Genomic DNA, 19,930 nt, shown 5'->3' on the forward strand with positions numbered 1-19,930 from the left:
AGCGCCGTCCGAGTGCTGTTCGCTGCCCTCGAATGCGGTCTGCTCCCGCTCAGGCGCCGTCCGCTGCTATCAGACGCTGCTACCGCCCGAACCACTCAAAACAGCCGAATAGTTCAAGAGGCGGCATGTGCATTGAGGAACCATACCATGGGATGGAGGGAATCCGAACGACAGTTCGACGACGACGTACTCGAGATGGACACGCTGGGACAGCTGTTCGCGAAGACGGTCGAGCGCAACAGGGACGCTCCGGCCCAGCGCTACAAGGGCGGGATTTACGACCGCTCGCTCGCAGGTTCGGTGGTCGATCCCGCACCCGACGGCGACTACGCGGTGCTCAGCTACGCCGAGATGGGGGCGATCGTCGAGCGACTCGCGACCGGTTTTCGCGACCTCGGCGTCGACGCCGGTGATCGCGTCGCCATATTCGCCGGGACACGCATGGAGTGGGCCCAGACCGACTTCGCCTTGCTATCGGCGGGCGCGGTGGTCACCACCGTCTACCGCAACTCGTCGCCCGATAAGGTCCGCTACTTGCTCGACGACCCGGGTGCGACGAGCGTCGTCGTCGAGAACGAAGCACTGCTCGAGCGCGTCCTCGAGGTCGAAGAGGATCTGGATCTCGAGTTCGTCGTCTCCATGGACGACCTCTCCGACACGTACGACGACCGCAAGGACGTCTACACGCTCGCGGACGTCTACGAGCGCGGCGACGAGGCCTACGACGAGGAGACCTACCAGGGCTGGCTCGCCGAGCGCACGCCGGACGACCTGGCGAGTCTGATCTACACCAGCGGGACGACCGGCCAGCCGAAGGGCGTGCAGCTGACCCACCGGAACTTCCGGGCGAACGTCAACCAGACCTACCGGCGGTTCGGGCCGCGTCCGGGGAAACCGGCGGGGACGCCCTCGATCAACAGCAACACACAAAGCGTATCGTTCCTCCCACTGGCACACGTCTTCGAGCGCACCGCGGGACACTTCCTGATGTTCGCCAGCGGAGCCTGCGTCGCCTACGCCGAGAGTTCGGACACGCTCAAAGAGGACTTTCAACTCGTCTCGCCGACGACGGCGACGAGCGTGCCCCGCGTCTACGAGAAAATCTACGACGCCATCCGCGAGCAGGCGAGCGAATCGCCGATCAAGGAGCGCATCTTCGAGTGGGCGACTGACGTCAGCCGGGCGTACTACCGCGCTGACAGTCCCGGAACCGGCCTGAAGCTGAAGATGACGGTCGCCGACAGGCTGGTCTTCTCGCAGGTCAAGGAGGCTCTCGGCGGCAACGTCGACATGCTCGTCAGCGGCGGCGGCACCCTCTCGGCCGAGCTCTGCACACTCTATCACGGGATGGGCCTACCCATCTACGAGGGGTACGGCCTGACCGAGACTGCCCCCGTGGTCACGACCAATCCGCCCGAAGAGCCCAAGATCGGGACGATCGGCCCCGCCCTCGTCGACACCGATCTGAAGGTCGACGAGACCGTCGTCCCCGAGGAGAGCACCGACACCGCGATCGGCGAAACCGGCGAGTTGCTCGTCAAGGGGCCACAGGTCGCGGAAGGGTACTGGAACAAGCCCGAGAAGACCGCGGAGGCGTTCCTCGAGGGCGACGACGGCCGCTGGTTCCGCACCGGCGACATCGTCACCATCCGGCCCGACGGCTACCTCGTCTTCCACGAGCGGTCGAAACAGATGCTCGTGCTCTCGACGGGCAAGAACGTCGCCCCCGCCCCCATCGAGGACAGCTTCGCCCAGAGCCAGGTCGTCGAACAGTGCATGGTCGTCGGCGACGGCGAGAAGTTCGTCGGCGCGCTCGTCGTCCCCAACTTCCAGTACCTCCGGGACGAACTCGAGCTCGAGGACGACGCGCGGATCGTCGACAGCGAGGCAGCCCACGACCTCGTTCAGGCGGAGATCGACGCGGTGAACGAGAACTTCGAGAAACACGAGCAGATCAAGCGTTTCCAGCTCGTTCCCGAAGAGTTCACCGAGGAAAACGAGATGCTGACGCCGACGATGAAGAAGAAGCGTCGCGTGATCCTCGAGAAATTCGACGAGGAGGTGGCGGACATCTATCCCGAGCGCGCGTCCGATCGACCGGCCGAGGCGGCCGACTGAGCGGGAACGCGACTACCCCAGTCCACCCCCTCTCGCCTTGTCGCCCTCGAGTTCGGATTCGCGGGTTCGGGTCCGTTCTTCTTCCGCCTCCGGGTCGGGTTCGCGATCGTGGGGATAGACGCCCTCCGAATCCGAGCGCGTGTTCCGGGTCAGTGCCAGCCACAGGAGCACACCGGAGAGAACGAGAAACGCCCAGGCGAATTCGCTCACACCTGCGATCACCGACGCGAATACGGCGATCAGACAGCCGAGGACGGCGTATCCGTACCGGTTCAATCGCTGGAGGACCATGGTACACCTCGCTCTTGCTGCCACAAGTGTTTTTTCACGGATACGTCGACCACATCCGATCGGCGGTCCACTCGCTGATCCGGCGTATCCACATTCCAGATGGGAGTACCACGGTTACTCGAGCTACGAACGTGGCGCTACGGGCCGACCAGTGGATCCGGCGTGGTGACGTCGTCGCTCGCGACCGTGCGTTCGACGGCGGGCCGGTCCTTGAGACGCCGGCCGTCACTGCGGTCATCGCTGAACGGTCCGCACGAGCACTCGAGCGCGTTCCCTTCGATCGAGCGGAATCCGGCAGCGATCAGTCGAGAGCTATAACTGGGTGGTTTCGGTAGTGAATACATCGACGAATGAACGTTCGACTACAGGACGAGAGGTGGGTGCGCCGCCGCGGCGTCGCCGTCCAGGGCCAGGCATTCGACGGGGCGGACCTCCTCGAGGCGCCGGCCATCGCCGAGCGGTTCGCACGGGCGCTCGAGGACAGGGCCGGCCGGAATCAAGACGGGGACGCTCACCTCGAGGCCGTCGCCGCCTGCGCCGACTCCCTCGAGGGCTTCTTCGCGGCCGTCGTCGGCCTCGACGCAGACTCGACGTACCTCGTCGCCGACGGCGCTCGCTCGATTCCCCTCTGGTACGACGCCGCCGGGTCGGTCGTCAGCGATCGCGGGTGGATCGCCAGAGACGCCGTCGACGCGCCTCGAGACCCGGTCGCCGAGCGCGAGTTCCTCCTGACGCGGTACGTAACCGGTCCCGACACCATCTGGCGGGACGTCTTCGCCGTGCAACCGGGGGAAATGGTTCGACTCGAGTCGAGCGACGTCGACGGTATTGGCACCACCGGCGACGGCTATCGAACCGTCACTCGCCACACCTACCGCGAGTACTGGCCCGCCGCCGAAACGCCGACTGCCGAGGACGAGTGCGCCGGCGACATGCTCGAGGCACCCCTCACGCGCCTCGAGGTCGGCCTCCAGACTGCGCTCGACCGACTCGAGGCCGTCGCGGGCGACCGTCCCGTCGTCCTCCCGCTCTCGGGCGGGTACGACTCCAGGCTGCTCGCCGCAGCCCTCGTCGAGCGCGGACGGGAGGTGATCGGTTTCACCTTCGGCCGCTCGGGCCACCCGGACGTCGAGGTCAGCCGGGAGGTCGCGGCCGCACTCGGGATCCGCTGGGAGTTCTACCCCTACTCGCGAGAGCTATGGCGCGAGTGGTACCACGGCGAGACCGGCCGCCGCTACCGGGAGTGGGCCTTCGGCGGGGACGCCCTCCCGTTCCTGGCCGAGTGGCCCGCCGTCCGCGGGTTGCTCGAGGACGGCCGACTTCCCGACGACGCACTCTACTGTCCGGGTCACACCGTGGCAACCCCCAGTGAACGACTGCCGCGGTTCGCGGGCGAGCCCCGGTTCGACATCGACCGGGCGACCGTCGGCTGCGGACCCGCGGTCGACGCCGACGAGCGAGGAGCCGTCGACGACGCACTCGAGACGATCGACCCCACGCTCGAGGCGCTGGTCGAGTACGTCCTCGAGACGCACTACGTGCTCTGGGATCTGGACGACGCCGTGAATGGAGTCGAGACCGACGCAATCGACGTCCGAGCGGCGATCCGCGACCGCATTCGACGCGGCCTCCTCGGAGACCGAAATCCTGAGACGATCTCGGACCCCGCGACGGCCGCCGCGGCCTACGAGCGCTGGGAGTGGCGCGGACGCATGTCGACGTTCACAAACGGCGACTGCCGCGTCTACGAGGACGCCGGCCTCGAGTGGTGGCTCCCGCTGTGGGACCCCGCTTACGTCCGTGTCTGGGAAGCGATTCCCCTCGCCTTCCGCCGCGGGAAGGGACTCCACGCCGACCTCGCCACGGCCATCTACTGGCGGGTCGCCGGTATCGCCCACGACCGGGCCGCGGTGACGGATCGAACGCTCGAGCCCGTCGATCGCCTGCTCTCGCTCGTCCGTCACACCCCCGCTCGACAGTACCTCGAGCGAGGTGGCGACTGGATGCCGCCGTTTCTGGCCCCGCGCGAACGCTGGCGCGAACCCGGCTCCCACCCGCTCGCCTGGCATGGAATCGTCGACGACGCGATTCTCGAGGCCGCCCCCTCGAGCCGAAACCTCTACGCGCTGCGGACGCTGGCGCGGTTCGAGGGCGTCGACCTCGGGGATCCGTCGTGGCTCGCCGACGTAAGTGAGGAGTGGTTCGAGTAATCGTCGCTCTCGAGTAACTCAGGGGGTTAGAACAGAAGGGTAAACAGGAGGTCCCCGTAGACGAGCGCGACGACCAGCCCCGCGAAGATCGGCACCAGAAACGGCGTTCCCGGTGAGATCCAGATGACGTCGCGTTCGGCGAGGACCTCGAGGCCGTCCCGAAGCGTCTCGGGATCGGTGCCGTAGGCCGTACCGTCGATGTCCTCGAGGAAGGCTTCGGCGCCCCAGGGGTCCTCGAGATCCTCGACGTCGGTCGGCGCGTCGGTATCGCGATCGAGGCTCTCCTGGACGCGACTCGACCCGCCGTCGCTCCGAATCTCGGCCCCGACGGCCTCGACGGCGCCGTCGGTCGGCGGATTCGGCTCGTCGGAGAGGCTCGCCGGGTCGCGATACGTTTCCGGGTCCGCCCGGAGTTCCTCGAGGCTGAGCCCCCGCCAACGAAGGTACATTCGGAGGGCGTCCAGGTCGAGGCCGCTCAGGGACCGCCCCGAAGGAGCGTCCAGGAGTCGTCCGTGGGTGCTCGAGACGGCCGTCCACTCGATCGGCCAGCCGACGAACATCACGGGGGCGATCCGTCCGGCAGCGGCGTTTCGAATCGCGAGGGCGACTGGGACGAGGACGCCGAGGAGGACGGCGTTGGTCAGGATGGCGAGCGAGAACGCGCTGGCGATCTCCGGAGTGACGACGGGGAGCGTCCACGAGCCCAGGGCGTACGTCGGGTACGTCGGAAACAACAGCGCGAGCACCAGCAAGGCCTTCGCGTCGGCACCGCCGAAACCACCGAACCACCAGAAGAGGTACGCGAGCGGGACGACGACCCCGAGACTCAGCGCCGCAGGAACGAGAAACTCGTGACTCCAGACGACCCCACCGGCCCGATAGGCGACCCAGCCGTCCCAGACGAACAGGACCACGGCGAGCGCCGACAGCGGGATCCAGACCGAACTCGAGATCCGGCGGGTCTTCACATCGCGGACGGCCGCCCAGGCGAAGACGGGGACGGCGACCAGCCGGAGGAGGTCGGGCGTCGAGGCGATCGGGACGACGTCGTACACGTTCGCTACGGCGTCCCGATGGATGGTAGGTGTTACGGCTGCGGCTCGGTAACAACGTCAAACGCTGGGTGCTTAGAACCCGTGTCGATCCTCGAGCAACACGAGTTGCGTCCGGTCCTCGACCCGTTCTCGCTCGAGCGAGACCAGTTTCCCGACGGTACTCCCCTGTCCGTAGACCTCCTCCGCGCGGGCGTCCTCGAGCGGCAGGGCGAACTCCCGAACACGCTCGACGGCGCCAGCCCAGCTGGGTTCGATTTTGTTCGCACTCCCGACGAGTACGAGGCGTCCCGCGGCAAACGGCCAAGCACTCACGGCGTTGCCGAGCGCGTTGGCGCCGAGGAGCTCGCCGCTCCGGGCGATGGCGTTGACGCTATCGAAGAAGACGTCGGCCGTGGCGGCCTCCCGGCGCGCGTCCGCCCGCTCCTCGTCGTCGTCGATGTCGGCGATCCGGTTGCCGAGGTACTCGAAGCCGTCGGCCGCTTCGAGGACGTCCGTGAAGCCGATCTCCTCCAGCGTCGTGGAGTGGCCGTCCATCACCGTCGCCCTCTCCGGGATCTGGTCGACGAGGTGGTCGCGGGCCGCCTCGGCCGATTCGAATCGGTGGACGTCGACGTTTCCGTCCTCGACGTTCGAGATCGTCTCCTCGATCACCTCCTCGTCGGGTACCTGATCGAAGCGGTCCTCCTCGAGATCCAGTTCGTCGTCGAAGTCGTCTTTCGTGTAGTAGTCGTCCGTCATGGGATGTGTTTGGCGGTCGCGTACGTGGTTTCGGTCCCGGTTACGTGTGTGGACACGTTTCGCTCTCGTTCACGTTTTCTTCTTCTTCCCCCCTCGAGCAGCTACGATTCGTCAAACCCGGCCGCAAACTCCTCTACGATTGCCGCACAGAACGCCTCGAGGTCGTCGTTGACCGTCTGGCCCGCCTCGCGGCCGATGCCGAGCACCTCGACCGCGGCGCCGGCGTCGTTGACGGCATGTTTCGGGTCGATGAACTCGACTTCCTCAGTTCCGGCCGGTGCGAGAAAGATGCCGACCGTCACGTCCTCGAGTTGGTGTTCGGTTTCGCTCATCACCGGTCGTTCGATACAGGCGGCGAAAACGGCCAGCCCTGTCTGTGAAAGGTCGCGTCAGCCCATCGTCGGGGTCTCGAAGGAGATTCTTCGACGCACTCGACGAGGGCTGGGCGCCTCGAGAAGCCATGCGTATACAGGGACCGGGCACAAGCGCACGGTGGGTGTGATGAGCGGTAGACGGTATTGCGTCGTCGAACACCCTCCGTCGAATACGTTTCAACGATGGATCCAGCACTCAAACCCCTCGAGGAACAGGTGATCGTCATTACCGGCGCGTCGTCGGGAATCGGCTTGACGACGGCGCGGATGGCCGCGGACCGCGGTGCGCGGCTCGTGCTCGCCGCTCGAAGCGAAGACGCGCTGGCGGAACTGGTCGAAGAGATCAGAAACGACGGCGGCGAGGCGGAGTACGTCGTCGCCGACGTCCGAAACCGAGACGACGTCCGCGAGATCTCGGCGGTGGCCCGCGACGCCTACGGTGGCTTCGACACCTGGGTCAACGGCGCCGGAATCTCCATCTACGGGAAACTCGAGGAGGTTCCGATCGAGGACATGCGCGCGCAGTTCGATACCAACGTCTGGGGTCTGCTCTACGGCTCGCTCGAGGCGGCGGACCACCTGCGGGATCGCGGCGGAGCGATCATCAACGTCGGCAGCGTCGTCTCCGAGCGCGCCATGATCCTCCAGGGAAGCTACTCGGCGTCCAAACACGCGGTTAAGGGCTTCACCGACGCGCTGCGAATGGAACTGAGCGAGGACGACGCGCCGATCTCGGTGACGCTCGTCAAACCGAGCGCGACCGACACGCCGTATCCGGAGCACGCCAAGAATTACATGGACGACGCGGCGACGCTTCCGCCGCCAATCTACGCACCGGAGACGGCAGCGCGAGCGATTCTCCACGCCGCGGAGCACCCCCAGCGGGAGGTGACGGTCGGCGCCGGCGGGAAGCAACTGACCGTTCTCGGCCGTTTCGCTCCAAAGCTCATGGATACGCTGATGGAAAGGGTGTTCTCGACGCAGGAGCGCACGGACGAACCGCCGCGGCCGCGAGAGCACCACGGTCTCGACAGTCCCTCGGGCGACCTCGAAGAGCGAGGCGACTACGACGGCCACGTCGCGGAGACGAGCTGGTATACCCAGCTCTTCCAGCGACGGCGAACGGCCGGAGCGGCGGTCGCCGCGATCGGGCTCGCGGTTGCATCGTATCTCGGATACAGGGTGATCCGGAACGCGGACGCGACGAGTGAGGACGATCGCCGGATTCCGAAACGACCCGTTCGACTGGCGTCTGCACTCGCTCGAGACCGTTCGTAGCGACTAGCCTGTAGCTTCCGGCCCGTAGCTCTCGAGACGCTCCGCTCTCAATTCGACTCGATCGGATACAAATGCGTTTACCCGTGATACTAGAAAAGGTTGGAAAGCGCGTTTCGGACTAGATGACGCGGTTCTGCAGGTAGTCGAGGTGTTTCGCGTTGTAGACGATCTTGACCTCCTCGGACTCGGCAGTGCCGATGCAGGTCAGGCGGACGTTCTTGTCCTCGACTTCCTCGTCGCTGAGGATCTGCTGCATGTCCATCTGGATTTCGCCCTCCTTGATGATGGCCGCGCAGTTTGCACAGGCGCCGGCACGGCACGAGAAGGGCCAGTCGTAGCCCTGGGCCTCGGCGGACTCGAGGATGTACTCGCCCTCGTTGACCTCGAGGGTGCCGTAGTCCTCGGCGTCGAAGTCGGCGTCGGCGGCTTTTTCGAAGACATCGTCGTCGTCGACACTCCATCCCTGGTCGTCCAGTACTTCGTAGTTGAGGTATTCTACCGTGGGCATCAGGTGGCGCTTCGAGGCCCGTACTGGTATAGCTTGCTGTTCATTTGCAACGGTTTATCAGCTTGATAGTCCTCCGCTGTGAGGAATCGGGGCTCAAAAGCCAAACAGCGGGACGAACCGGAAGGTGAGAAACGCCGCGACCGTCGAGATGAGCGGAACGACGTTTTGCATCAGGATGACGCGAGCGGTCGTCGACGGGTCGAACAGGTCGGCCGCTTTCGGGATGTCCTCGGCGCTCTCCTCGCCAATTTCGGGCGGTCGTTCGCCCTCTTCGTCCGCCGTGAGCGCGCCGATCGAGACCGCCGTTTCCTCGCCGCGGGCGGCGTCAGATAGCGTCGTCGTCCGGGTCGCGCGTCCCCAGCCCAGCCCGACGATGCACATGGTCGCGACGACGACGAAGCTAGCGGGGATCCCGATGAGCGAGAGGAAGATGACGATCGCCGAGGCCACGACCGCGACGACGATCGCTGCCGTCAGCGGCAGGTTCGTGATGTCGTTGCCGAGCGTATCGAGGGTTCGGCGGGCGATGGTGAACGCCCCGACGGCGACGGCGATCGAACCGATGACGATGAGCGGGCCCAGGTCGAGGCCGCCGGCGCCGTAGATCGGGGCGATGGCGTTGGCGATGTTGCTCGTTCCGGAACTGAAGGCCATCAAACACCCGATCACGACGACGACTATCGCACCGGTTCGCTGTCGACGGCCCGAACCGGCGCGGTAGGCGACCCGCGGGACCAGCCCGGAGCGGTCGAGCGAGAGCATCGGCTCGCCGCCACGTTTGGACTCGATGGCGACCCAGGCGTTGATCTGCGGGTAGAAGTACCGGCCGATGACGCCGGACACCCAGAAACCGATGACGGGCGCGACGACCCACCAGATGGCGATCTCGAGGACGACGCCGACGTTCAACTCGCCGGTCGCGAACCCGAGGGCAGCGATGGCGCCAACCGCGGTCATCGAGGTCGATGCCGGAACGCCCGCGTAGTTCCCGATGAAGAGCGCGCCGCCGATGAAAAAGAGGACGGCGACGTTGGCCTCGAGCGTGAAGATGTCGCTGTCGGTAATGAGGTCGTTGCCGAGCGTGTCGACGACGGCAGGGCCGATGGTCCAGGCGCCGACGAAGAAGAAGATAGACATCAGTCCCGCGGCGGCGACCTTCGTGATGACGTTCGCGCCGACGGCGGGACCGAACGCAGGCCCCGTGGTCGCGCCGCCGATGTTGTAGCCGACGAAAATCGCGACGAGAACACCTGCGTATAACAGTATCTCCGACACGGACGAACGTATGGGGCAGGGGCCTAAAAACGCGCCTATTTGGCTCGAGGTCGGACAGTCAGACGCTTCAGAGGGCGACGATTCCGGGAGTCGGTACGAGCGTCAACAGGAGTGGTAAAACGACGACCGTGGGACCGCACCGTAACCGAAAACCGGGGCCTTTACTCGGGTCGCCCTCTGCGTACTCCGCATGAGCCAGCAGTTCGCGGAGTTCGAGGTGATTCCGGCAGTCGACGTCCAGGACGGCGAGGTCGTCCAGCTCGTCCAGGGCGAGCGCGGCACCGAGAAACGCTACGGGGACCCCGTGGCGGCCGCGAAGCGGTGGATCGACGCCGGCGCGCGCAGTCTCCACCTGGTCGATCTCGACGGCGCGTTCGAGGGCGAACGAGCGAACGCCGACGCCATCGACGCCGTCCTCGAGGCCGTTGACGTGCCGACCCAGCTCGGCGGCGGCATTCGAACGGCCAGCGACGCGTTCGACCTTCTCGAGCGCGGCCTCGACCGGGTCATCTTGGGGACGACAGCCGTCGAAAATCCCGACGTCGTGGCCGAGATCAGCGCCGAGTACCCGGACTCCGTCGTCGTCAGCCTCGACGCGAAAGACGGCGAAGTTGTCGTCGAGGGGTGGACCGAAGGCGCCGGCATCACGCCCGTCGACGCCGCGAGGCGGTACGACGACCTCGGCGCCGCGGCGATCCTCTTCACGAACGTCGACGTCGAGGGGCAACTCGAGGGCGTCCGGACCGGCCCGGTCCGCGACCTCGTCGCGGCGACCGACGTTCCGATCGTCGCGAGCGGCGGGGTGGCGTCGCTCGAGGACGTCGTGGCGCTTCGCGAGGCCGGGGCCGCGGCGGTCGTCGTCGGGAGCGCGCTCTACGAGGGGACGTTCACGCTCGAGGCCGCCCAGAAGGCGGCCCGGCGAGTGGCCGACGACGAGTGATTCGGCGGACGATGTGACGGTCGTTTGCCGACGATGGGCGAACGTATCGCCGCTCGAGATGTCCGATGACGTGAAAAGTGGAGTGGATTGTGGTACGTGAGTCGAGGGTGGAGAGTCGGGGTTGGAAGAGTGGAAGTCGGGGGTTGGAGGGTGGAGGGCGGAGGACAGGGGTGGAGTTGGAGGGATGGAGGGCCCCAGCAGTGTCGACCGTCAGTGCTGATTGTAGCCGTGACCGGCGTACAGGGCGAAGACGTTGACGACCAGCAGCGTCACGAACGTCAGGGCGATCGTCGGATCGTTCAGGCCGTTCGCGAGGAGGGGCAGGTACGCGAACGGCAGCGCGATGGCGATCCAGAAACTCAAGAACTGTGCTGAGGGCCTGACGACGCCGAGCGTCTGGCGAAGTCGGGAACTGTACTGGCTGACCGCTTCGGGGGACGGCGTGAGTGAGTCAGTCGAGGGCGGGGACGGATTTGGCATGGTCATCGAACACCTCTGGGTAGTAGAGACATTCACTGCACCCATCATATAAGGGGACGAACATTGGGGTCGTTTCGGTCCGTTTCACCGATTATGGACCGGGGTATCGGATGCCTGAAACGCGCTTAGAACGCTCCTAAAATTTTAAAACCGTATTAAAACCAGTATCTCTCGTCGTCGAGTATAGCCCCAAGTGAGGCCCCAACTCGAGCCGATCTGACGCCGACTCGAGCGCAATCGCCTTGTATCGGCCGCCGTATACCTCGAGCATGAGCCAGCGAACGGCGACCGTCTCCCGCGAAACGGGCGAGACGACCATCGAGTGCACCCTCGCCGTCGACGGGTCGGGAACCGCCGAGGTCGACACCGGGATCGGCTTTTTCGATCACATGTGTACCGCCTTCGCCAAGCACGGCCTGTTCGACCTCGAACTCGAGTGCGACGGTGATCTCCACGTTGATGACCACCACACCGTCGAAGACGTCGCCATCGTCGTCGGGACCGCATTCGACGAGGCGCTGGACGATCGCGCGGGAATCGTCCGGTACGCCGACCGGCGCGTCCCGCTCGACGAGGCGGTCGCCGACGCGATCGTCGACGTGAGCGGGCGCTCCCGGTTTTACTTCGACGGCACGTTCTCACAGGATCGGGTCGGGGAATTTACGAGCGACATGGCGCGTCACTTCGCCGAGTCACTGGCGATGCACGCCGGACTCACCCTCCATCTGGCCGTCGACGGCAAGAACGCCCACCACGAGGTCGAGGCATTGTTCAAGGCCCTCGCGCGAACGCTCGACGACGCGACGCGAATCGACGAGCGGCGCGAGGGGACGCCGAGCACGAAGGGAACGCTCTAGCGAAGGCGACGACGGCACCCGCTACGGCCGTCGCAACTGGTCGCCGTCCTCGACGAGTTTCCGCTCCGCGAGGGCGTGGTCGATGATCGCGTCGACCTCGTGGCTCTCGAGGTCGTAGGCACCGGCAGCGAGTCCCTCGAGGTCGGCGCGGTCCATCGGGAGTTCGCGGTTACGGAGGAGTCGAAGGACCTTGCCGTAGGCGGCTGGCGACTTCGAGTCGTCGCCTGACGCGGATTCAGTATTCCGATCGTCGGGTTTAGCGCCGTCTTCAGCTGACTCTCGTTCGACGTCGGCGTTCGGTTCTGTCGTGACGCCCTGTCCGCTTCCTCGAGCGGCGGTCTCGACGCCGTCGCTTCCGCTCCCGTCGGCGGTACGGGTTTCGTCGTTTCCGCCGATCGACACGGCGACGTCATCGGTTTCGGGAGGCGTGTCGTCGCGCGAGGAACGTCCGTTTCCGTCGCGCCCGCTCTCGCTCCCGCCCTCGAGTCGGGCGAGTAACGGCTCGAGAAGCGTCTCCAGGCGGTCGTGGCAGGCGTCACAGAGAACGGCACGGCATTGCTCGCGCTCGCTCGGCTCGAGCACCGACGGGACGATTTCGAACGTGCCGGCGGCCGGTTCTCCACAGAAGTCACAGGTCTGGATTGCGCGCATAGCCGTTCGTCCGAACCGGACCACCAAAAACGTGAGTCAGACGCGATGGGGTCAGCGGATCGAGCAAACGTCACATCGTCACAAATCGGACCGCCGTACTCGTATCTCACTGGCCGACAACGAGCGACAGAGTCATGTTCATTGAGAACATACCACACAGAGCCTGTCCTGGGTAGGGGTACCTGCGACGGGCCACGAATCCTACAGTGGCGACGTCACACGCGTCGTCCATCCCCCGTATTCTGCGACACGTCGGCCGTAGGCAATCTCCCCTCTACGACACACCGACCGCGATCACTCGAGTGCCAGTACCGATGAAGCCGCTCGTTCGACGGCCTCGAGATCGGCCTCCGGGGCGTAGACACCGAGTCGCCACTGGGCGCGCTGGGCGGCCTGCAACCCCTGGACGAGCGGCGACTGTTCGTGGAGTCGGCGGACGGAGCCGCCGACGACGACGCGCGTCTCGGTCTCAGGCATGCTCGGCCGGCCGGGACAGTCGACGACGACCGACCGCGAATCGACGTCGGCCCGATCGGCGACGTCGGTCTCGAGTTCTCGGATCTCATCGTGGTCGGCCTCGAGCAGCCACTCCGGCACCGCCTCGAGTTCGGCCCAGGCCGCTCGCTTGTAGAGGCGCCGTTCTGCGAGTCGCGCCGCGAAATCGGTAGTGTGCTGGCACTCGCGCAGTGCCGACAGGAGATCTGCGTCGGTCATCCTGGCGAATCGCTCGGCCGTCAGGTCGGTCTCCTCGAGCAGGGTTTCGGAGGCGCGCTCGAGCATCGACCCCGCGATGCGGGAGACGTGGTGGCGGTAGACGGTCGCGTTCATCAGCGCGCGGGCGACGAGCAAACTCTCGGCGGTGGCGACGTTGCCCTCCTCGAGGACGAGCGCGTCGTCGACGAACCGGAGGACTCGAACGAGCCGCCCCGGATCGACCGTGCCGTAGGGGACGCCCGTGTGGTGGGCGTCGCGCACGAGGTAGTCCATCCGGTCGACGTCGAGGTCCCCCGAGACGAGTTGGCCGAGTTTGCCATCGCCGGCGATCAAGTTCGCGACCACTTCCGGGGCGAGGCCGTGGGACTCGAGGACGGCCGCCAGTTCCGAGTCCTCGAAGAGGTGGTGAACGTCGTCGTGGTGGCGCCCGAGGCGGCGTTCGATGATCCGTTCGGTCTGGTGGCCGTAGGGACCGTGGCCGACGTCGTGGAGCAGAGCCGCCGCACGGACGGCTTCCGCGCGGGCCCCCTCGACGCCGAGGTGGGTGAGCGCCTGGCGCGCGAGGTGATAGACCCCGAGGCTGTGCTCGAACCGGGTGTGGCTGGCCGAGGGGTAGACCAGTCGGACGGTCGAGAGCTGTTTGACGTACCGGAGTCGCTGCATCGCCGTCGTGTCCAGCAGATCCTGTGCGACGCCGTCGACCTCGACGTAGTCGTGGACGGCGTCTTTGATCGCGTTCATGGGCGTACTCGCGGCGGGAGTGTCAAAACGAAATCGGACTGGGCCGACCGAGTTTTCGTTCACGTTCTCGTTCACGGACTCGGTTTCGTCCTCGAGTCGACACGCATGAACCGAAACGCCCCTGTGTTCCCGGCCCTTCGAATACCGCATGCCGACCGTACGGAACCGCGGCGCATCGCTGTTCTACAGTGCCGAAGGCGGGAACGGCGACGAGGGCCCGCCGGTCGTCTTCGTCAACGAGGCCGGCCTCGGTGGCTGGCTCTGGGGCTGGCAACACGCCTCCCTGGCCGGCCCCTTCGAGACCGTCGTCTGGGATCTCCGGGCCACCGGTCGCTCCGAGGGAACGGCCGGGCCGTACGACCTCGAGACGCTCGCGAGCGACTTCGAGGCCGTCTGCCGCGAGATCGGTAGTCGGAGCGTCCACGCCGTCGGCCTGGGACTCGGCGGCGCCATCGCTCTCGAGGCCGCCCGCTCGAGCGGGCGCGTCGAGACGCTAACGCTCCTGGGAACCGCCGCACACGGGTCGGTATTCGACCTCGAGGCGTTGTTCGAATCGCCGGTCGACGAGGAAGTGACGGTCTACGGCAACGACGATAGCGCTGACTCTGATAGCGACGACGACCGACGCAACGCGATTCGCACCACCCTCGAGCCCGCCCTCTCCGCGGACTTTCGGGGCCGCCAGCCGGACGTCGTCGACGGCATCGTCGACTGGCGCCTCGAGGGCGACGCCGATCCCGTCGGCCGACGCGCACAACTCGCCGCTCTCGCCGAGTTCGACGCTCGAGACTGGCTCGTCGAGGTCACCCAGCCGACGCTAGTCCTTCACGGCAGGGCCGACGGGCTCGTTCCGCCCGACGCCGGACGCGACCTCGCCGATGGGCTTCCAAGGGGGACGTTCGTTCCGCTCGAAGGCGCTGGCCACCTCGCGAACGTCGAACGCTCGCGGACGGTGAACGATCGCTTGTTCGGGTTCCTCGAGGATCACACCGACGGCCTCGAGCGGTGAGTGCCTCGAGCGAAGAGTGCTTAGAGCGAAAGCCTTGAACAGCGCCTCGAGCGGCGAGCACCTCAGCGGTGCCAGCCGCAGACGAAGGGGCTGACACCAAAAATCGGATGGGGAACTCACGGTATCCGGTGGATTCATGCTCGCTCAGTCCGGAGTAGAACCTGCACGGGGGTGGGCGGAATCAGTCTGTCGACTCGATCGTCAACGTTCCACCCACATCACCTATCAACCACCACATCCCCCGTGTTTTTCCCGAGAGCAATCGTTCGAGCCGACCGAGGGCACAAGGTCTTACTGTCCAGAGTACGTGGCTAGACCAATGACACAGGTGCGGCTCGCGCTGCTCAACGCCGCCTACGAGGGGGAGAGCACGCGGCGGAACTTTCGACGTGAACTCGACGCCTCGCTCGCCGAGTTCGACATCACTGACGGCGAACTCCCGGAGACGTACGACTACGACGGCGTCGTCGTGACCGGGTCCCGAGCGTCGGTCTACTGGGACGAACCGTGGATCGGTCCCACCAGAGAGTGGGTCGCCGAGGCAATCGACCGCGACATCCCTCACCTGGGGGTCTGCTGGGGGCACCAGCTGCTCGCGGACGTGCTGGGGGGTACGGTCGACGACATGGGCGACTACGAAGTCGGGTACAGCGAGATCGAACGCCTCGAGGACAGCCGGCTGTTCGAGGGCCTCGACGAGCGCTTCACTGCCTACACCAGCCACTCCGATGCTGTCGTCGAACTCCCGCCCGATGCCACGCCGCTGGCCGAAAACGAGTACTCGAACCACGGCTACGCCTGCGGCCGGGTCTTCGGAGTGCAGTTCCACCCCGAATTCGACCAGCCGACGATGCGAAAACTGCTCGAGAACAAGGACCTCGAGCCGGCCTACCGTGAACACTTGCTCGAGCAGGTCACAGACGAAAATCACGCCAGAACACGCCCTGCGAGTCTGGTCTTCGAGAACTTTACCGACTACGTCCGCGAGTTGCAAGCGAGTGCCGACAGGGAGCACGAATCGACGGGACTGGACACCACCGATATTTCAGCCTGACCAGGGCCGCCACCAGCGGCGACCGGAATTCTCAGTCTACAGGAATCAGCGAGTTAGATAGATGTGCCTGCTCCGTACCGGTAGCTACGATGAGATCGTTTCACTCGAGTAGCAAACGAACGGTATCGCGACGACGGGTGCTCTCGACCGCCGGTGTCGCCGGGCTCGCAACGCTTGCCGGCTGTACATCGCCGACGAGTAGCCGAGAGCCGGGGGAGGATCGAACTGGGTCGGACGGCAGTTCCAGCGGGGCATCCAGTTCGACCGACAACTGGAGTGGCGCGGACGCAACGGACGTCGAAACCGACCACCCATACACTTCGGCCCCCGAAATCGTCGACCTCGACGAAAACGACGGCGCAGTGACGCTGACGACCGAGGCCGCTCGCCACCAGTTGCTGGGAGACGACGCCAGCGGCGGACCGTGGGAACTCCCCGAGGTGTGGGCCTGGAAGATGGCCGACGGTGACCCGAGCGTGCCGGGCCCGCTACTCCGGGTGACCGAGGGAACGGAGATGGAAATTACCTACGACAACACCGAACACAACCGTCCACACACCTTCCACGTTCACGCCCTGAGCAAGAACTGGATGGACGATGGGGCCCCGACGACGACTGGCCGGCAGGTCGACGCCGGGGAGACGGGGACCTACGAAATCACGGCCAACGTGCCCGGCACCCACCTCTATCACTGCCACTTCCAGACGCAGAATCACCTCGACATGGGAATGTACGGCATTCTCCGCGTCGATCCCCTCGATTACGACTCGCCGGACAAGGAGTTCTTCCTCACGATCAAAGACTGGGACAGCCGACTCTCGGCCTCGATGGCAGGCGGTGACGTCAACTTCAGCCATCGCGACCGGAACCCCGACGTGTTCACCGTCAACGGGCGGGTCGCAGTACAGCCTCCACCCGGAAGAGGGGTCACCCATGATCGTCGAGCAAGGCGACCGGGTCCGCATCCACATCACCAACAACGGCTACCAGCCCCACTCGATGCACACCCACAACCACCGTTTCGAGGTCGTCGAAAAAGACGGGAGCGTCGTCCCCGAGGCGGCCCGATACAGGGAGGACGTGGTCCCGCTCTCTCCCGCCGAGCGAAAGACCATCGAGTTCACCGCCGACGCCGACCCCGGCATCTACGCGATGCACTGTCACAGAGTCAACCACGTGATGAACGGCGAGCGCTATCCCGGCGGCATGCTCACCGGGATCGTCTACGAAGACGCCCTCGAGACCGAGCAGTTCGCGGCGTTGATGAAGGGCGCAGGGTACGAGGGCTGACCTCGCACACGACGACGGGGCCGGTCAGTCTCACTCGAGCCCAGCTGTCTCTCGCTCGCCGATCGCCTCGACGAGCAGTTCCGCGACGTCGACGATCTCGATGTCCTCTTCGAAGCCGCCGGTCTTGCGCCCGTCCTCGTACATCGTCATGCACATCGGGCAGGCGACGACGAACTTCTCGACGCCAGGGCCGGCGTCGGTGTCCTCGAGCGCCTCGCGAAGCCGCTCCTCGCTCGGTTTCGGCTCCTCGTCGAAGTCCATCCAGAGGCCGCCGCCACCGCCACCACAACAGAACGAGTCGGCGCGGTTTCGGGGCATCTCCTGGAGGTCACAGCCGGTCGCCCGGATGAGTTCGCGCGGGGCCTCGTACTCGTCGTTGTACCGCCCGAGGTGACAGGGATCGTGGTAGGTGACGGTGTAGTCGAGTTCGGTACCCGACAGGGCCAGCTTCCCGTCGGTGACCAGCTCCTCGACGGCTTGCGTCCAGTGAAGTACCTCGACGTCGCCGTCCTGGTTCCAGTACTCGTCGTACTCGAACGGCATCATCGGATCGTCGGCAAACTCCTCGAAGTCGACCTCGGGGTACTCGTTCTCGAACGTGTTGTAGCTGTGCGGGTCAGTGCAGATCAGCTTCTCGAAGTCACAGGCCTCGAAGGACTCGACGTGGTGGCCCGCCAGCTCGAGGTAGAGGAACTCCTCGCCGATGCGGCGGATGTCGTTGCCGTCGTACTTCTCGTCCTCGAAGAGGATGCCGAAGCTGACGTCGGCGGCCTCCAGAATAGTTGCCAGCGAGCGGGCGACTCGCTTGTTGCGCTGGTCGTAGCTCGGGTAGTCGCCGACGTACCAGAGGTACTCGACTTCCTGCTCGCGAGCGTCCGCGAGGTCGAACTCGAGTTCGTCGGCCCAGTTGGCGCGGTTCCGCGGCGAGTCGCCGAAGGTGTTGCCGTTCTGCATGACGTTCTGGAAGACGTCCTGCATGTTCGAGTCGACGTCACCCTGGTCGACCAGCTGGCGGTTGAGTCGCGTAAAGGACTGGAGGTGCTCGATCTCGACGGGGCAGGCGTCCATGCAGGCCATGCAGGCCATACACGATTCCATCGTCTCCGCGTCGATGACGCTCGTGCCGCCGTCGGCGATGATCGGCCGTTCCTCGCCGCCAGCGTCGAGGCTCTCGCGGTAGGACTTCAGGTCGAGGATGACGTTTCGCGGGTCGAGCGGCCGGTCGGACGCCTTCGCGGGGCAGACCGCCGAACAGCGCCCGCACTTGGTACAGGCGTCCTGGTCGAGGATCTCCTTCCAGGTGAAGTCGTCGATGGACTCGGCGTTCGTCGCGTCTAGGTCGGCGGGCACCCCGGGCAGGCGCTTCCCGGCCTTCTCGTCGCGGGTGACGACGTTGGCGAACGAGGAAAGCATGTGGAATGGCTTCGCGTAGGGGATCCACGCGATGAAGAAGAATGCGAGCACCGAGTGCGACCACCAGGCCCACCAGTGCATCGACGTCGCGAGCGACTCGGTCATACCCATCGACTCGAGCGCTCCGAGGCCCATCGCCAGGCCGTAGCCGACGAAGCTCACCACCTCGAACTCGGGCATGCCAGTCGCGTAGATCCGGATCCCCTCGAGAACGAACCCACCGAGGCCCAGGAGAAAGAGAATCCAGACGAACGCGGTGTCCTCGAGGGAGGTGTGTCGCCCCCACAGGCGTTCGTTCTGTACCCAGTACCGGCGGTACATCGCCATTCCGAGGCCGACGACGAACAGCAGACCCATCGCGTCGACCATGAACTGGTAGGCCAGGTAGAAGTCGCCGTGCCAGAAGGAGGCGTCGAGGACGAGGCCGTAGGCGTACTCGTCGAAGGCGAGAATCGAGGTCGCGATGAACAGCGAGAGAAAGCCCCAGAAGATGAAGGCGTGCATCAACCCGCCGTAGAGGTCGCGATTGAACTGCTTCTCGTTCGTCAGGACGATTTTCGCCGCGACCACGACGCGACTCGTGAGGTCGTCGACGCGAGGGAAGGGGTCGTCGTCTCCCTCGGCGTAGCGCGCGAACCGTGCGTAGACGCCGAACAGGAAGACGAGGATGGCGACGGCGGCGAGGAAGTAAAACAGCACCTTCTCCACGGAGGAGATGCCGTAGTACGTTTCCCTGGTCACCTCCGTCTGTGCGACAACGTTCATGTACTATGACGCGGAGAGAACGTACTTAACTCTTGTCACACCGTCCACGGGGTGTCCCGGAGCCGTCGCCCGAGAATCGATACACCGTTGAGAGTTTATTGAGTACAATTCACTCACCGGTCGGCCAACGCTATACGGCAACAGGCTTAAATATCCACCCGTCTCCAGT

18 protein-coding genes and 1 pseudogene are annotated in these 19,930 nt (G+C 65.5%); 8 read left to right on the top strand and 11 right to left on the bottom strand.

What is annotated here, in order from left to right; translation table 11 throughout:
- Positions 1 to 147 precede the first annotated feature (147 nt).
- Positions 148 to 2,118, top strand: a complete 1,971-nt coding sequence (locus ACFQO4_RS10065) for an AMP-dependent synthetase/ligase (RefSeq protein WP_500260785.1) — start codon at positions 148 to 150, stop codon at positions 2,116 to 2,118.
- Between the two features lie 12 nt (positions 2,119 to 2,130).
- On the opposite strand, the gene ACFQO4_RS10070 is transcribed toward ACFQO4_RS10065, so the two are convergent.
- Together ACFQO4_RS10070 and ACFQO4_RS10075 are read right to left on the bottom strand one after the other, a co-directional pair.
- On the bottom strand, positions 2,131 to 2,409 hold the full coding sequence (locus tag ACFQO4_RS10070; RefSeq protein WP_500260786.1) for a hypothetical protein: 279 nt from the start codon (positions 2,407 to 2,409) through the stop codon (positions 2,131 to 2,133).
- Between the two features lie 137 nt (positions 2,410 to 2,546).
- Positions 2,547 to 2,753: a hypothetical protein gene (locus ACFQO4_RS10075; RefSeq protein WP_500260787.1), complete on the bottom strand. Its 207-nt coding sequence runs from the start codon at positions 2,751 to 2,753 to the stop codon at positions 2,547 to 2,549.
- A gap of 6 nt (positions 2,754 to 2,759) precedes the next feature.
- On the opposite strand from ACFQO4_RS10075, the gene ACFQO4_RS10080 reads away from it, so the two are divergent.
- Complete coding sequence (locus tag ACFQO4_RS10080) at positions 2,760 to 4,619, top strand: asparagine synthase-related protein (RefSeq protein ID WP_500260788.1); 1,860 nt, start codon at positions 2,760 to 2,762, stop codon at positions 4,617 to 4,619.
- Positions 4,620 to 4,645: 26 nt separating this feature from the next.
- Here the strand turns inward: ACFQO4_RS10080 and ACFQO4_RS10085 are convergent, their stop codons facing one another.
- From ACFQO4_RS10085 to ACFQO4_RS10095, 3 genes are all read right to left on the bottom strand, one after another.
- Positions 4,646 to 5,674, bottom strand: coding sequence for an A24 family peptidase C-terminal domain-containing protein (locus ACFQO4_RS10085; RefSeq protein ID WP_500260789.1), 1,029 nt, complete (start codon positions 5,672 to 5,674; stop codon positions 4,646 to 4,648).
- Between the two features lie 72 nt (positions 5,675 to 5,746).
- A complete protein-coding gene (locus ACFQO4_RS10090; protein ID WP_500260790.1) occupies positions 5,747 to 6,412 on the bottom strand; it encodes an LUD domain-containing protein in 666 nt (221 codons plus the stop codon).
- Positions 6,413 to 6,513: 101 nt separating this feature from the next.
- Positions 6,514 to 6,744 carry a hypothetical protein gene (locus ACFQO4_RS10095; RefSeq protein ID WP_500260791.1) on the bottom strand — a complete coding sequence of 77 codons (231 nt, stop codon included), beginning with the start codon at positions 6,742 to 6,744 and terminating at the stop codon, positions 6,514 to 6,516.
- Positions 6,745 to 6,969: 225 nt separating this feature from the next.
- On the opposite strand from ACFQO4_RS10095, the gene ACFQO4_RS10100 reads away from it, so the two are divergent.
- Positions 6,970 to 8,064, top strand: coding sequence for an SDR family oxidoreductase (locus ACFQO4_RS10100; protein WP_500260792.1), 1,095 nt, complete (start codon positions 6,970 to 6,972; stop codon positions 8,062 to 8,064).
- Between the two features lie 118 nt (positions 8,065 to 8,182).
- Here ACFQO4_RS10100 and fer read toward each other — a convergent pair whose 3' ends face one another.
- Complete coding sequence (gene fer / locus ACFQO4_RS10105; protein ID WP_312910167.1) at positions 8,183 to 8,572, bottom strand: ferredoxin Fer; 390 nt, start codon at positions 8,570 to 8,572, stop codon at positions 8,183 to 8,185.
- Between the two features lie 93 nt (positions 8,573 to 8,665).
- Positions 8,666 to 9,847, bottom strand: a complete 1,182-nt coding sequence (locus ACFQO4_RS10110; RefSeq protein WP_254158476.1) for an inorganic phosphate transporter — start codon at positions 9,845 to 9,847, stop codon at positions 8,666 to 8,668.
- Positions 9,848 to 10,037: 190 nt separating this feature from the next.
- On the opposite strand from ACFQO4_RS10110, the gene hisA reads away from it, so the two are divergent.
- Entirely contained in the window at positions 10,038 to 10,787 is a 750-nt protein-coding gene (gene hisA / locus ACFQO4_RS10115; RefSeq protein WP_500260793.1) for a 1-(5-phosphoribosyl)-5-[(5-phosphoribosylamino)methylideneamino]imidazole-4-carboxamide isomerase, read from the top strand.
- Positions 10,788 to 10,997: 210 nt separating this feature from the next.
- Here the strand turns inward: hisA and ACFQO4_RS10120 are convergent, their stop codons facing one another.
- On the bottom strand, positions 10,998 to 11,267 hold the full coding sequence (locus ACFQO4_RS10120) for a DUF8028 family protein (RefSeq protein WP_500260794.1): 270 nt from the start codon (positions 11,265 to 11,267) through the stop codon (positions 10,998 to 11,000).
- 269 nt (positions 11,268 to 11,536) lie between these two features.
- Between ACFQO4_RS10120 and hisB the strand changes: the two genes are divergently transcribed.
- On the top strand, positions 11,537 to 12,124 hold the full coding sequence (gene hisB / locus ACFQO4_RS10125; protein WP_500260795.1) for an imidazoleglycerol-phosphate dehydratase HisB: 588 nt from the start codon (positions 11,537 to 11,539) through the stop codon (positions 12,122 to 12,124).
- A 21-nt stretch (positions 12,125 to 12,145) separates the two neighbouring features.
- Here the strand turns inward: hisB and ACFQO4_RS10130 are convergent, their stop codons facing one another.
- Both ACFQO4_RS10130 and ACFQO4_RS10135 read right to left on the bottom strand, forming a co-directional pair.
- Positions 12,146 to 12,775, bottom strand: coding sequence for a DUF8528 domain-containing protein (locus ACFQO4_RS10130; protein WP_500260796.1), 630 nt, complete (start codon positions 12,773 to 12,775; stop codon positions 12,146 to 12,148).
- A gap of 294 nt (positions 12,776 to 13,069) precedes the next feature.
- Entirely contained in the window at positions 13,070 to 14,230 is a 1,161-nt protein-coding gene (locus ACFQO4_RS10135; protein WP_500260797.1) for an HD domain-containing protein, read from the bottom strand.
- Between the two features lie 148 nt (positions 14,231 to 14,378).
- On the opposite strand from ACFQO4_RS10135, the gene ACFQO4_RS10140 reads away from it, so the two are divergent.
- The 3 genes and pseudogenes from ACFQO4_RS10140 (at position 14,379) to ACFQO4_RS10150 (ending at position 17,583) form a co-directional block, all read left to right on the top strand.
- Positions 14,379 to 15,239, top strand: a complete 861-nt coding sequence (locus tag ACFQO4_RS10140) for an alpha/beta fold hydrolase (protein ID WP_500260798.1) — start codon at positions 14,379 to 14,381, stop codon at positions 15,237 to 15,239.
- A gap of 319 nt (positions 15,240 to 15,558) precedes the next feature.
- Positions 15,559 to 16,293, top strand: a complete 735-nt coding sequence (locus ACFQO4_RS10145) for a type 1 glutamine amidotransferase (protein WP_500260799.1) — start codon at positions 15,559 to 15,561, stop codon at positions 16,291 to 16,293.
- A gap of 89 nt (positions 16,294 to 16,382) precedes the next feature.
- A pseudogene (locus ACFQO4_RS10150) lies at positions 16,383 to 17,583 on the top strand (multicopper oxidase domain-containing protein).
- 30 nt (positions 17,584 to 17,613) lie between these two features.
- On the opposite strand, the gene ACFQO4_RS10155 reads toward ACFQO4_RS10150, so the two are convergent.
- Positions 17,614 to 19,761 (bottom strand): heterodisulfide reductase-related iron-sulfur binding cluster, encoded by a 2,148-nt coding sequence (locus ACFQO4_RS10155; RefSeq protein ID WP_500260800.1) that lies wholly within the window; start codon positions 19,759 to 19,761, stop codon positions 17,614 to 17,616.
- Positions 19,762 to 19,930 lie beyond the last annotated feature (169 nt).

The organism is Saliphagus sp. GCM10025334 (assembly GCF_042663485.1).
In the GTDB taxonomy this organism is placed as follows: domain Archaea; phylum Halobacteriota; class Halobacteria; order Halobacteriales; family Natrialbaceae; genus Natronosalvus.

Excerpts from the sequence above, each read along its gene's own strand:
- ACFQO4_RS10140 (WP_500260798.1), top strand. The coding sequence starts at position 14,379 with ATGCCGACCGTACGGAACCGCGGCGCATCGCTGTTCTACAGTGCCGAA.
- ACFQO4_RS10120 (WP_500260794.1), bottom strand. The coding sequence starts at position 11,267 with ATGCCAAATCCGTCCCCGCCCTCGACTGACTCACTCACGCCGTCCCCC.
- ACFQO4_RS10075 (WP_500260787.1), bottom strand. The coding sequence starts at position 2,753 with ATGTATTCACTACCGAAACCACCCAGTTATAGCTCTCGACTGATCGCT.
- ACFQO4_RS10135 (WP_500260797.1), bottom strand. The coding sequence starts at position 14,230 with ATGAACGCGATCAAAGACGCCGTCCACGACTACGTCGAGGTCGACGGC.
- ACFQO4_RS10155 (WP_500260800.1), bottom strand. The coding sequence starts at position 19,761 with ATGAACGTTGTCGCACAGACGGAGGTGACCAGGGAAACGTACTACGGC.
- ACFQO4_RS10090 (WP_500260790.1), bottom strand. The coding sequence starts at position 6,412 with ATGACGGACGACTACTACACGAAAGACGACTTCGACGACGAACTGGAT.
- ACFQO4_RS10100 (WP_500260792.1), top strand. The coding sequence starts at position 6,970 with ATGGATCCAGCACTCAAACCCCTCGAGGAACAGGTGATCGTCATTACC.
- ACFQO4_RS10145 (WP_500260799.1), top strand. The coding sequence starts at position 15,559 with ATGACACAGGTGCGGCTCGCGCTGCTCAACGCCGCCTACGAGGGGGAG.
- ACFQO4_RS10130 (WP_500260796.1), bottom strand. The coding sequence starts at position 12,775 with ATGCGCGCAATCCAGACCTGTGACTTCTGTGGAGAACCGGCCGCCGGC.
- ACFQO4_RS10065 (WP_500260785.1), top strand. The coding sequence starts at position 148 with ATGGGATGGAGGGAATCCGAACGACAGTTCGACGACGACGTACTCGAG.
- fer (WP_312910167.1), bottom strand. The coding sequence starts at position 8,572 with ATGCCCACGGTAGAATACCTCAACTACGAAGTACTGGACGACCAGGGA.
- hisB (WP_500260795.1), top strand. The coding sequence starts at position 11,537 with ATGAGCCAGCGAACGGCGACCGTCTCCCGCGAAACGGGCGAGACGACC.
- ACFQO4_RS10070 (WP_500260786.1), bottom strand. The coding sequence starts at position 2,409 with ATGGTCCTCCAGCGATTGAACCGGTACGGATACGCCGTCCTCGGCTGT.
- hisA (WP_500260793.1), top strand. The coding sequence starts at position 10,038 with ATGAGCCAGCAGTTCGCGGAGTTCGAGGTGATTCCGGCAGTCGACGTC.
- ACFQO4_RS10095 (WP_500260791.1), bottom strand. The coding sequence starts at position 6,744 with ATGAGCGAAACCGAACACCAACTCGAGGACGTGACGGTCGGCATCTTT.
- ACFQO4_RS10080 (WP_500260788.1), top strand. The coding sequence starts at position 2,760 with ATGAACGTTCGACTACAGGACGAGAGGTGGGTGCGCCGCCGCGGCGTC.